Raw genomic sequence first — 11,753 nt, forward strand, 5'->3', positions numbered from 1 at the left:
TCGAAGGCGGTCGACCAATCCCTACATGGACGTGAAGGGGGCGTCTTCTCCTCTCAGTTGCGCGAGTGCGTTTCCTGCAGCTCTTTGTTCTGCTTCTTTTTTGTTGCGTCCCCAAGCAGGAGCGAACCGCTTGCCTGTAATCTCCGCAACGACTTGAAACTGCTTGCTATGGTCGGGCCCATGTTCGTCAACAAGCCGATACACCGGAGTCCCTTTGAGATCCTTTTGAGCGATTTGCTGCAACGAGGATTTGAAGTTTCCTCCATGGTGGCCATCCGCAGCGAGTCGAATTTCCGGCTCGATGTGGGTCAATATGAATCTGCGGGCTGAATCAAGGCCTCCATCGATGAAGATGGCCGCCACGATCGCTTCAAAGACATCGCTTAAAAGGGAACGAGGCATGGCGGACTTCATCATTCCGCGTCCTACGACCAAGCATTCGTCGAGTCGAAGCTGCCTGGAAATCTTAGCGCAGACACGGCGCGAGACAACCACCGATTTGATCTTGGTCAATTCTCCTTCCAAGTAATCGGGATAGCTGCGAAAGAGACAATCGCAGACGACCATGCCGAGGATGGAATCTCCCAGGAACTCCATCCGCTCGTTGGATTGGGTTCGTGTCGATGCAACGCTGGAATGGGTCAATGCCGACATCAAAATCGATGCATCTCGGAATCGATAATCGATGATCGACTGGCAGCGTTCCAATTTGGCTTCGGGGCTCGTCGTCTCGTCGAACGCTGGTATCTCCGGATTTTCCACTCCTCGCAACTCCTCTGACAAAGGGACATCTGGCCGCGATGCGCTCGGTTCTACGGCAAGCCGCGAGCGCACCGAAAGCGATTCGATCCGTGCAACGTGGCCGGTCTTCAAGCTGACATGACTTCAAGTTGGCATGACGAGGAGTGCGAGGAAGAGGCCGTTACCCTACAACGGCAGCTTCCTAGCCCAACTCGATCGATCGCTTGCAAACGGATGTTTTTTATTTTGGTGAAATGGGATGGGGCGGTAAAGAGTTTACGCCTTGAGAAACTTTGACTTTCCAGGCAATTTTTCTATTGAATCGTCCACGACCCATCCGAGGGGTGAGTGGATATGAGTCCCTTTGCATTCACTCTGGAGAAGCTAGCCATCGCGGCGGTTGCCGCGGTCGTGGCCGTTATCTTCTTTCAAACGACCCGAGGCATTCAACGCGTGCTTCGGGAGCGAAGGCTTCGCGATGCCGACCAGTCGAGTCTGCACAAGCTCCGGCAGACCGAGCTTGCTATGACCTTGCACCAGAGTTTCCACGATCTGTCGTTGCGTCAGCAAGAATCGCGATGGTTCGACGTGCAGGTCGTACGGATCGACCAGGAGTCGTCCGACACGCGGTCGTTTTATTTGCTCGATCTGGGTGGGGAGCCGCTCCCCTCTTTCTTGCCAGGTCAACATCTGTTGCTCGAACGACCTTGTAGTCGTGGGGAGGTGCCCGAGTGCCGTTGTTATTCGTTGTCGGAGGAAGCGAGGGCTGGGTACTGGCGCATTACGGTGAAGCGAGCGAGCGACCGCGAGACGAGCGTGAGTCGCTGGCTACATGACTCCGTTGTCGTGGGTGATCGACTTCGCGTGCGAGGGCCATCTGGAGCTTTTACGCTCCAGAGTTGCACGGCGCGTCATGTCGTGTTTGCATGTGCTGGAGTGGGAGTGACTCCCATGATTCCGATGTTGCAGCAAGCGATGCAGAGGCCGCATGGATCGATTCGCTTGTTTGCTCAGTTCCGGGACGTCGATCATGCCCCATTCGCCGAGTATTTGCTGTCGTTCGCGCATCAATTCGCCGACTTCCCGGACGATCTCCGGATTCGACTTTTCCTCACCCGATTTCCTCGGGGGGTGATGGGCGAAGAGGATAACGTGATCCAAGAAGGAAAATTCAGCGCCGCAGACGTATGCGAAGGGATCGACGCGCTCGATGCGACAGACGTCTATTTGTGCGGTCCGGAAGCTTGGCTTCAAAACATGCGAACCGGATTGCTTGATGCGGGGATTGCGAACGAGAATATCCATTTTGAGTTGTTTCATGCGCCGGTAAATGAACCGGTAAATGATTCGGCTCCCTCGATGGCCCGAGAAAAGAAGGAGTTCGTTCCCTGCTCGGTCCACTTTCGGCAATCCAACCGTCTTGAAGAGTTCGCTGCTGCCTTCCCGAACTTGCTAGGCTTTGCGATCAAGACCGATATTCCGATGAACAGTGGCTGCAGGACGGGAGCCTGCGGCAGTTGCGCCGTACGATTGCTTGAAGGAAAAGTGCGCTACACACGCAAGCCTCAGTATCCGCTCAAGCCCAATGAGATCCTGCCGTGTGTCTGCGTCCCGGATGGCAACATCGTCGTCGACGCTTGATCCTCAAGCAATCCGTGCTTGCATTCACTCGATCACAGCGGCCCCGTTCGCGGCTAGTAGGATCAAGACGCTATGGGCAGGGTTGGACGTGTTCTTGGCGTATCGAAGAAGCCGATAAACCCGACCTAGGTTTGGTGCATCCATTTGCTCGGATTTCAGAATCCGAAGATCAATGCGGTGTAGAGTTCCGTCATCGCAGCCCACGACCATGTGCGTCAACTCGGTGGATCGCGAATCGGTAGGGAGCGCAACGACCTTTTCCATGGCACTCACACTGCTCGGTAGTTTGGTAAATCGGACGAGCCGTCCAAGCTGAGGCTGCCAAAGTCGAACCGTTCGATCTTCGCTCGCAGAAAGGATGGTTCCTTTTAGGGGGTCGGTCGATCGGGGGCCAAGCAGAATCTGACGGACCGGGGCGGTGTGATTATCCAAAACCCGTGCCCCAACGCCGGTTACGGAGTGCCATACATGGATGGTTTGGTCGATCGCACCGGAGGCGACCATTTGCCCGTCTTGCAGGAACGCGACGGTGGTGGCTGCCGAGGAATGCCCCGAGTAACGCGAGGGCGCACTATTGCTCTCCAGACCATCGGCGATACAAACCCCGTCCGCGCACGCGGCTGCCAGTCGTTTGCTGTCGGGTGCCCAAGCGACTTGATAGATCACGTCATGGGGCATTTCCCATCGCTTCAAGAGGCTTTGGTCGCGGAGGTTCCAGACCTCCAACAAACCCGACACTCCAGGGACCCCACCTGCGATAGCCAGGAGTTCTCCGGTAGTGCTCCGTTTCAAATCGAATATTCGCTCGACGCGCGTGTCGATTCGGGAAGGTGTGAGCCCACTGACGGGCGTAGAAGCTCCCTGCGGGATGGCACTGGGGGCTTGCCACTCAAATAATCCAGCTTCGGATGCCAATAGCAATCGGCCGCTGTCGCTGATCTGTTCGACTGCAATAAAGGGGAGTTTCCCAACGCGGGGTATCTCGATTACCTGACGGGGTAAAGTGTCCCCATCCATACCCCAAGTCTTTGGGGTAAACCAAGCGATGCACCCAAGTGTGACCAGCACGAGCAGTCCCATTCGATGGCGATCGCGGCGATGCGGGAAGCAAGCGATCTGGATTATGCCAATTGAGGAATCCATTTTCCACCTTGGACCAATGGGATGGGGCGACCTTCTGGTGTCAGGAGTTCCTGATCGGGATCGATTCCGAGCAATCGATAGATCGAGAAGGCGAGATCGGCGGGAGTGATAGGTAGGGAGCTCGGGCTCTCGCCGATACGATCGCTTTCTCCTATGGATTGTCCGCCTCGGACACCCCCACCTGCCATGACGACACTAAAGACTCGCGGCCAGTGGTCGCGTCCGCCACGTGTGTTGAGTTTTGGAGTTCGACCGAATTCTCCCATGACCACAACCAAGGTCTCATCGAGCAATCCGGATTGGCTCAGGTCTTCGATAAGGGCCGAGTAGGCTTGATCGAACGTCGGTATCAAGCCGACTCCTTCCTTGGCACCGCTGTAGCCGTCTCGCAGAGCAAGTCGCAGGTTTTCATGGGTGTCCCAGCCTGGATATTGAACGGTGACAAACGAAACACCTCGTTGCACCAAACGTTTTGCAAGCAGACAGCTTTGGCCGAATGTCCTCAGCCCATATCGCTCACGCGTCTTTTGGGATTCTTGAGAAAGATCAAAGGCTTGCTGGGTGGAGGGGGATTGCATCAGCGAAAAGGCTTCACGCATGGCAGGCGTCATCGCGTTCTCGTTCGTCCTGTCGGCCGTGAGATCGCGTTCTATCCGCTGCAAGAAGCGTTGGCGGCGATCAAGACGTTCCAGAGTGATCGGTTTTGGGAGTACCAAGTCTCGCACTTGAAAGCCTGCTTGCGCTGGATCTCCACCTGTAGCGAAAGGCTCTGCGGCGCTCCCTAGAAAGCCCGCGCCGACGGTTCGTATTTCCGGGATAGCGATGTGAGAGGGGAGTTCGCCTGGTTTGCCGCGCAAGTGCTGAAGTACCGAGCCGTAGCAAGGATAATCCACCGCAGCGGGCTTGTAGCCTGTCAGCAAGTATCGATTTGCGAGGCCATGTTCTCCTAGAGGGGAGGTGACGGAGCGGAGGATTGCGAGCTTGTCACAGACCAAGCTGGTTCTGGGCAACCATTCCCCGATTCGGATACCAGGGACATTGGTTTCGATCGACTGGTGTGCGCCCCGGATCTCCACGGGCGCTTCCGGTTTTGGATCGAACATCTCCAAATGGCTGGGTCCTCCGTCGAGCCACAGGAGAATGCAAGATTTATTCGGTTTCGAGTTCGCCGTTGGCTTCGAACTTGTCGTTCCCGCGTCCGAGCGGCGCGAAGAGAGGGAACAGTAGGTACCAAGTCCTAATGCACCAAGGTGGACCCAAGCCGCTGCAGTGGATTGGATCAGTCCCCGGCGGGAGATCGATTGCGGCAACCGAATGATGGAATATGGATCTCGCGAATGCATACGTTGCTTCCTCAGCGGGTTCGAAAGGCTTGGCTAACCAGCATGGACCACAGGAAATCTTCCCATCGCCGACGTTGTTCATCGGGATCGGTATGAATCAATTCGTCCGACCAGTCATCCCAATCGGATTCGGTCATCGGTCGCTGAACAGCGAGCCTGTGGAATTCGTCGACGATCTCCCGCAACGGGACTTGCTCGTCCCTTTGTCTTTGCCAGCCGTCTGCGATGGTTCGGATGGCGTCGTCCAGGAGCGGGCTGTTCATCAGATGCAACTCGCGACGCAGCGTCGACTCCGATCGCGTCGAATCATTGCACGATTCAGGCCGCGTGCACCGACCCAGAATTTCAAGTGACTCCGAGCGAACGTTTCCGTCGATCCAAGCTTCGTAGGGATTTGCGGGTAGCGAGTCTACCATCTCAGATGGGTCTGCAGAGGGGGCTTCAGAGAGGGTATAGTGCCGCTGCAATCTCGCGATCGCATGCGTATAGGTTTCGGCTCCCAACGGGCGTGGTGCGGCGCGGGCTAGGAATTGTTCCGTGAGGATAGACTCCTCCGCGGATCGAGCGCGTCGCGCGTAGGTTTGGCTTTGAAGCAGATACCGAATCATCGGCCGCGTGCGGCATTCCTGTTGCAGGAAGTAATCCGTCAGATGCTCGAGGAGTTCCGGGTGATTGCCGGGTGCGAGAGGAGACATCGCATCGATTGGTTCGACGAGCCCGCGACCCATGAACTCGCTCCAAATCCAATTGACTTGCGCTTTGGCCAGCAATCGATTCTTCGACTTCAGCCAATCGGCCAACGGCAATCGCGGGTCATCGATTGCAAGAGGATCGGGCTGGCCGGGGATCTTCGGTGCAGCTGGTTGTTTTGTTCCTGGGTGGATGATTTGGCCGTTCGGATCTTGCTTCACCACGGGCTCCGCCACCGTCTTGGCAAAGATTGCAGCGAAGCCGTGAAAATCGTCTTGGGTCCAACGATCCAGCGGGTGATCATGGCATTGCGAGCAGGAGAGTTGGATTCCTAAGAAGAATCGACCGAAGGCGTCGGCCCTCGCTTTCGGATCAGGGTAGGAACGTGTGAAATGGGTAGCTCCGACCGAGCGAGAGTCCCCTAGTGCGAGCACAAGCTCCGAGGCCATTTCGGGAATGGGGGCGTCGTCGCGAATTTTCTGATCAAGCCATCGAATGTGCGACTGGAAAGCCTCTGCTTCGTTCGCAAGAGAGCGGGCCCCAAGCCGTCTTGCCCAGCGAAAGACTTGGTGCTGCTCGAATGCGTCGCTTTCCAAAAGCGAGTCGACGAGCAGGCTTCTTTTCTGCGGATTCGACGATTGCAAGTAGGCATCGCACTCGGGGATGGTGGGAGCCCGGCCGAGCAAATCCAGGTAAAGGCGCCGGAGCCAAGACGCTTCGTCGGCGATTTCTATTTGCGGGAGATGCAGCTGGCGAAGTCGTTGGTTGACGAGGCGGTCGATGGTGTGTTCCGCGTCGCTTGCCGGCTGGATCGAAGGATCGGTGCTGGGGTGCGTTGGTCCGGTTTGTTCTGAGAAGGGAATCGCTCGCTGTCGAACCGCAACTTGATCCCGAAAGCGAGCGAAGAGGGAGTGGACGCCGGGTTGGAGAAAATCAAGTGTATGGTGACGTCGATCGATTCGGACAGCATCCGGTTGGTCCGATTGGATGGCTGCGAAAGGAGTTACATCTTGTCTTTTGCCTTGTGCGTCGGTAGCCACCACGCGATAGGTCAGAGGTTCCGAGTCACCTTGAAACTCTAACTCCAGGGATTGCAAGGAAGCGGGTTGGTCGTCTGGGCAACCGGCTTTCATCCAAGCTTCGATCGCACGCCAAGCATCGTCCCCTTTATCAATCAGAACCCCACCTTCGTGATCGAGCAGTCCCGAGGGTTTGGCAAGCAGCAAGCTCCTTTCAGGAACAACACGATGCACCCTTCTGCCTTGCAGATCGACTACGAGCGTTGCATAGTCGGATTCGGGGCGAGAGCCAAAAAGGGAGAGCGCCATTCCACCCCGACCGGCGGCTGCACCGTGGCATGAACCAGCATTGCACCCCAGCTTCGTGAGGAGGGGGACAATCTGATCTCGAAACCCCGGCAGGTCTCGAAACCCTGACGCATGCTTGGATTCTTCGTCGGAGGTTTTTGGTGATGCGATCGAATCGGTTTGATCGTCGGCCTGCGTTGCAGCGAGAGATAGAAAAGAGAGGAGGAGCAGACCAAGGATGGGACGTACCGAGTCGATTGCCATCCGGAGTGTTGCACCTCTCGTTCGGTTATCGCTTCGGCGCATCGGTCTGCTTCTTTTCGTTTGGTTTGGGGCCATACAGGGACGCCCATTTTTTGAAATACGATTGGGTTTTCGGAGTGCCGTAGTTTTCTAATTTGCCTGCGTTCAGGATGGTGCTCGTGATACGTCCTATTTCCTTTTGTGCGGCAGGGTTGTCTTGGAGGAAGGTCTCTAGTTTGGTTGCTGCTTCGACGATGCTTTCATCGCTCGCGTCGCGGCGAATGATGGGAGTTAGCCAAGGGCGGAGATTGGGTGGTTCGTTGGTCGAAGCGGATTCCATACGAGGCATCCCTTCGAGCGATTCCATCGGGGGGACTTGGCCACCGATTTTGGCAACGATGGTTTGAAGGACTTTGGGAAGGTCGGCTTGCAAGCTGGGTTGGATCAAGGCGTGGTTCGCGATGGTTTTATTTTTTTCGAGAAGGAGGATCGTCAATGTCGATTTGCGATTCAGTCCGTAAGAGCCGGGGCCTTCTCTCCCATCGACGGAGATCCCAACCGGAACATTTTTTGGGAGAGCGTGCTGGGTACGACGGAGGGTTGCGATGGCGTTGGTGGTGTCGTCATCGAGCCACACGATGCCTGCTTCAAGTCCATCGGAGGCGCGCGAGGCGGCGTAGTTGCCTAGGATCCGAGTGAAACCGATCGATTGACGATTGAGATCGTGGACGAAGATCAGCAACAGAGGCTTGTCTTTGGCTTGGGCTAGGAAGTCAAACTTTTGGTTTTCCAGAGGAGGGAAGACGCCGAGGACTTCGAAGCCCTCGGCAGGTTCGCCAGGTTGGGGGCCCGAGAAAAGGGTTTCGACGGGTGGTTGGGCGGGAGGTTGAGGGGTTGGCTGTGGGCGCGATTCTTGTCCATGCAGGTGTGTGGCGGGGAAGATTGCCGATGTCACGAAGAGGAGCGGAAGAATGCTAGCAAGCGAACGCCAGTTAGGTGGGAATTTCATGGGAAGCTCTGAGAGAATCAGACTCTTGCAAAGGAAAGACAGAAAGGCCGGTGAGGGGTGAGCGGGATTCGCAAGGAGTCCAATATAGCTGCAAAGTGTCATTTGCGATGGATATGGGAGGGGAGAAATCGAGGAGGGGAGTAGCAGAGTGGTTGTTTCGCTGGTTTCGTCTTCATCGTCAATGCGGCTTGTTCCACCCCGGGTGCTCCGTAAGAATGGGCCCGATCGATACTCTTCAACCAAGAATGGACTCGCAACGGTGGCTCGCAACGAACAACTGATTCGCCAGCACAAGATCATTCAAATCTTGGAGCGGCGACGATACGGTAGCAGTTTGGAAGAGCTTCGAGACGCGGTGGTGGAGGAGTTGGGACTGACCTCCTTGCATGTCCGCAGTATTCGTCGGGATTTAGAAGCCTTGCAAGTGGCGGGGATGAATATCGTCACGGAGGATTTGGATACAGGGAAGGTTTGGAAGCTGAGTCGTGTTGACAAGGGGTTGCACCGCATCACGATCAATGCGAGCGAGCTCATCGCGTTGTCGATGGGACGTGACTTGATGTTGCCTTTGGTCGGGACCCCCTTTTGGCAGGGGATTGAGGCGTTCTGGAACAAGATCCGGGAGCAATTGCCCGCTGGGGTGTGGGAGCATTATCAAAAGTATCGTCGAACGCTCCGGGTGCTTGGGGTGCCTGCCAAGACCTACGAGAAGCAGCAGGGGATACTCAAGACCGTCAATCGAGCGATTTCCGAGCATCGGATCGTCGAGGCCGAGTACGAGTCGATTGGCAAGCCGATTTCTACACGGTACTTGGAGCCTTATGGGTTGGCGTTGTACCAGGGGAGCATTTATGTGATTGCGATGGAGGAGGGGCGGGATGTTGACAAGGACCCTGAGGATCGGCTGAGGCACTGGAAGTTAGATCGGTTTTCGAGAGCGACGGCCTTGGACCGGTGGTATCGCTACAACGAAGAGGTCGATTTGGAGGCCCATCTCGGGCAGAGCGTCGGGATTTTCCGGGGGGAAGATCCCGTGACCTACAAAATCAAATTATCGACGCGGGCGGCCCGATGGATCCAAGAGGAGCCGTGGCATTCCCTCCAGCGTGTCGAGGCGTTGCCTGACGGGACCTGCATTTTGAGTGTTCCCGCCTATCAGGATTTGGAGATCATTCCCCGGGTCATGGCATTGGGGAAGGATGCCGAGTTGATCGAGCCCGAGTCGGCTCGGAAAGAGATCAAAGATTGGATCGCATCCCTCTCGGATATCTACCGATAGTCAGAAAGGCGGATTATTGCGCACCATTTCGCCGCCCTGTTCCGCCGCCCTGTATTGCCACCCTGTATTGCCACCCTGTATTGCCACCCCGAGTTGCCGGATCACGCTGGGCGCGAGGGGGAAATGCTGTGTATTCCCGACGAACTATTTGAGTATTCGGGCCGTATTTTTTCGTTATGATGACGTACAGTTGATCTGAGAAGAGGCTGGATGCGTCTTCCCATCCTCTCCAAACAGCAGCGCCCTTTCGTTAGCGATTCATGGACACCACCAGGTTCGAACCAGCATCAGACCGAAACAAAAAAGCACCGATTGCTGACGCGGTCGCCGTGTTGGCATTGCGGATTATTTTCATTATTGTCGCGGGTGGGGTGGGGACCATTTGGGCTCAATCCCAGGACTTCGACGGTTTTGGATCATTGACCCCGTTTTTGGTTTTCAGCGGAGTGTTGATTGTTGCGTTCGGCGTCGTGGCCATCGACATGTTGTTTCCGCGCAAGCGGATCGAGGTCATCTCCGCCATCTACTTTGGTTTGTTGATCGGGTTGATGCTGTCCTATTTGCTCACGGTCGCCCTCACGCCATTTCTGTTGGAAAACCGGTTCAAAGACTACATCAACTTGGGCATTTTGACGGTCTTGTGCTACATCTGCATCAGTTTGTTGTTGCAAACGAAGGATGACTTCCGCTTCGTGGTTCCTTACGTCGAGTTTTCGCGGGACCTCAAAGGGATGAAGCCCTTGATATTGGACACCAGCAGCATCATCGACGGGCGGCTTGCAGAATTGGCCGACACAGGGATTCTGGATAGTCAGTTGGTGATGCCCCGTTTCGTCTTGCTGGAGCTTCAGAATATCGCCGACAGTTCGGACAAGCTGAGGCGGGTTCGCGGACGAAGGGGATTGGACATTCTCAACCGACTTCGGGCCAGCGAGAAGTTGGACTTCATGATGTACGACCGGGAGTTGCCGGAGTTTGCGGGGCAGCCGGTCGACATGAAGTTGGTTTTGTTAGCGAAGCATTTGGACGGCAAGCTTGTGACGGGGGATTTCAATTTGAACAAAGTCGCCAAGCTGCACAATGTCCCCGTGATTGACTTGAACCAAATCGCCAGCTCCCTTCGACCACAGTTCTTGCCGGGCGAAGGCTTCCAGATTCGCGTTGTGAAGCCAGGGGAGGGGCAGGATCAAGGGATCGGGTATTTGGATGACGGGACGATGGTCGTCGTGGAAGGCGGTCGCGACCGGTTGAACCAGACCATTGGCGTGGTGGTCACCAGTACATTGCAAACGCAGGCTGGTCGGATGATTTTCACCAAGTACGACGGTCCAAACTGAGGCCGTCCCCGTTCCATCGTCCTCGTTCAACCGCCCCGGCAGCAAAACCCCTCTTGGTAGAATGCAAAATTTGGTAGATCGGAGAGTCACGGATGATCGGTCGGATTGTTATTCCAGCGAGGCTAGCATCGTCTCGGTTGCCTGAGAAGCTGCTGTTGGCGGAGACAGGCATGACGGTTTTGGAGCATACGTACCGAGCGTGCGGGGCGGCCAAACTGCCGAGCGGGATCACCATTGCCGTGGATCATCCCCGAACGAAAGCGGTTGTGGAGGGTTTTGGCGGCCATGCGGTCATGACCGATGTCGATGCGCAGAGCGGCACCGATCGAATTGCAGAGGTGGCGGCCCAGATGCCAGGCGTCGATGTTTTCGTCAATGTGCAGGGGGATGAGCCGGAGATATCTGGAGGGGCTATCGATCAAGTCATGCAGTTGTTGGTTGCCAATTCCCAGGCTTCCGTCGCGACATTGTCGACGCCGATCCGAACGCGCGAGAATTTGCTTGATCCGGCGTGTGTGAAGGTGGTTTGTCAGCACGATGGAACGGCGATGTATTTCAGTCGCTCGCCGATTCCGCATCCGAGGGATTGGGAGGATACCATGTTGGACCGTGTCCCTCCCTTGTTTTATCAGCACATAGGCATTTACGCGTACCGGCGCGATTTTCTCATGGGGTTAGCCCAGTTGCCCCCGAGCCCGGTCGAGCAGGCGGAGAAGCTGGAGCAGCTGCGGTTTCTGCAGGCTGGGCATAAAATGGTGGTCGGTGTCATTCCGGCTTCTCACCGCGGGATCGACACGCGGGCGGATTACGAAGCATTTAGGGCCCGCTGGATCGAAAAAACCGCCTGAAAACCCGCAACAGCGCGAGGTGGCGAGTTGCTGGTTTGAGGGATCCTGAATAGGATTTCTCCTTCTTCTGCTGCGATGCCGGTCGTTTTTGCGACTAGCATCCCGCATCCGTCCGGTCGCGCGTGCTGCGCGAGACCTTCGACGGACCTTCCCTCCCACCCCAACCCTTGTA

9 protein-coding genes are annotated in these 11,753 nt (G+C 56.1%); 4 read left to right on the forward strand and 5 right to left on the reverse strand.

Translation table 11 applies throughout. From position 1 onward, the window contains the following. Window positions 1-21 precede the first annotated feature (21 nt). Entirely contained in the window at window positions 22-873 is an 852-nt protein-coding gene (gene rnc / locus SH467x_RS10055) for a ribonuclease III (protein WP_482371134.1), read from the reverse strand. Window positions 874-1,095: 222 nt separating this feature from the next. On the opposite strand from rnc, the gene SH467x_RS10060 reads away from it, so the two are divergent. Next, window positions 1,096-2,382 (forward strand): 2Fe-2S iron-sulfur cluster-binding protein, encoded by a 1,287-nt coding sequence (locus tag SH467x_RS10060; RefSeq protein WP_482371135.1) that lies wholly within the window; start codon window positions 1,096-1,098, stop codon window positions 2,380-2,382. A 24-nt stretch (window positions 2,383-2,406) separates the two neighbouring features. On the opposite strand, the gene SH467x_RS10065 is transcribed toward SH467x_RS10060, so the two are convergent. The 4 genes from SH467x_RS10065 to SH467x_RS10080 are packed head-to-tail and all read right to left on the reverse strand — an operon-like array spanning window position 2,407 to window position 8,117. Beyond that, complete coding sequence (locus SH467x_RS10065; RefSeq protein ID WP_482371136.1) at window positions 2,407-3,525, reverse strand: WD40 repeat domain-containing protein; 1,119 nt, start codon at window positions 3,523-3,525, stop codon at window positions 2,407-2,409. Beyond that, entirely contained in the window at window positions 3,504-4,868 is a 1,365-nt protein-coding gene (locus SH467x_RS10070) for a DUF1501 domain-containing protein (protein WP_482371137.1), read from the reverse strand. The genes SH467x_RS10065 and SH467x_RS10070 overlap by 22 nt, the downstream gene beginning before the upstream one ends. An 11-nt stretch (window positions 4,869-4,879) precedes the next feature. Continuing rightward, window positions 4,880-7,171, reverse strand: a complete 2,292-nt coding sequence (locus tag SH467x_RS10075) for a DUF1549 domain-containing protein (protein ID WP_482371138.1) — start codon at window positions 7,169-7,171, stop codon at window positions 4,880-4,882. Next, window positions 7,155-8,117, reverse strand: a complete 963-nt coding sequence (locus SH467x_RS10080) for a hypothetical protein (protein WP_482371139.1) — start codon at window positions 8,115-8,117, stop codon at window positions 7,155-7,157. The genes SH467x_RS10075 and SH467x_RS10080 overlap by 17 nt, the downstream gene beginning before the upstream one ends. Before the next feature lie 259 nt (window positions 8,118-8,376). Here SH467x_RS10080 and SH467x_RS10085 point away from each other — a divergent pair, with 259 nt between their 5' ends. The 3 genes from SH467x_RS10085 (at window position 8,377) to kdsB (ending at window position 11,581) form a co-directional block, all read left to right on the forward strand. After that, on the forward strand, window positions 8,377-9,396 hold the full coding sequence (locus tag SH467x_RS10085) for a helix-turn-helix transcriptional regulator (RefSeq protein ID WP_482371140.1): 1,020 nt from the start codon (window positions 8,377-8,379) through the stop codon (window positions 9,394-9,396). 260 nt (window positions 9,397-9,656) lie between these two features. Next, the gene (locus SH467x_RS10090; RefSeq protein ID WP_482371141.1) at window positions 9,657-10,733 is read left to right on the forward strand and encodes a PIN/TRAM domain-containing protein; all 1,077 of its coding nucleotides are present in this window, start codon (window positions 9,657-9,659) and stop codon (window positions 10,731-10,733) included. Between the two features lie 92 nt (window positions 10,734-10,825). Next, window positions 10,826-11,581, forward strand: coding sequence for a 3-deoxy-manno-octulosonate cytidylyltransferase (kdsB, locus tag SH467x_RS10095; protein WP_482371142.1), 756 nt, complete (start codon window positions 10,826-10,828; stop codon window positions 11,579-11,581). The last annotated feature ends 172 nt before the right edge of the window (window positions 11,582-11,753 follow it).

The sequence above is a fragment of the Brakhagea slesvicensis genome, from assembly GCF_052161625.1.
Taxonomy (GTDB): domain Bacteria; phylum Planctomycetota; class Planctomycetia; order Pirellulales; family Pirellulaceae; genus JBKCUI01.

What these genes read in the sequence shown, in the direction of transcription:
- SH467x_RS10060 (WP_482371135.1), top strand. Translation starts at nt 1,096, where the DNA reads ATGAGTCCCTTTGCATTCACTCTGGAGAAGCTAGCCATCGCGGCGGTT.
- SH467x_RS10065 (WP_482371136.1), bottom strand. Translation starts at nt 3,525, where the DNA reads ATGGATTCCTCAATTGGCATAATCCAGATCGCTTGCTTCCCGCATCGC.
- SH467x_RS10070 (WP_482371137.1), bottom strand. Translation starts at nt 4,868, where the DNA reads ATGCATTCGCGAGATCCATATTCCATCATTCGGTTGCCGCAATCGATC.
- SH467x_RS10075 (WP_482371138.1), bottom strand. Translation starts at nt 7,171, where the DNA reads ATGCGCCGAAGCGATAACCGAACGAGAGGTGCAACACTCCGGATGGCA.
- SH467x_RS10080 (WP_482371139.1), bottom strand. Translation starts at nt 8,117, where the DNA reads ATGAAATTCCCACCTAACTGGCGTTCGCTTGCTAGCATTCTTCCGCTC.
- SH467x_RS10090 (WP_482371141.1), top strand. Translation starts at nt 9,657, where the DNA reads ATGGACACCACCAGGTTCGAACCAGCATCAGACCGAAACAAAAAAGCA.
- kdsB (WP_482371142.1), top strand. Translation starts at nt 10,826, where the DNA reads ATGATCGGTCGGATTGTTATTCCAGCGAGGCTAGCATCGTCTCGGTTG.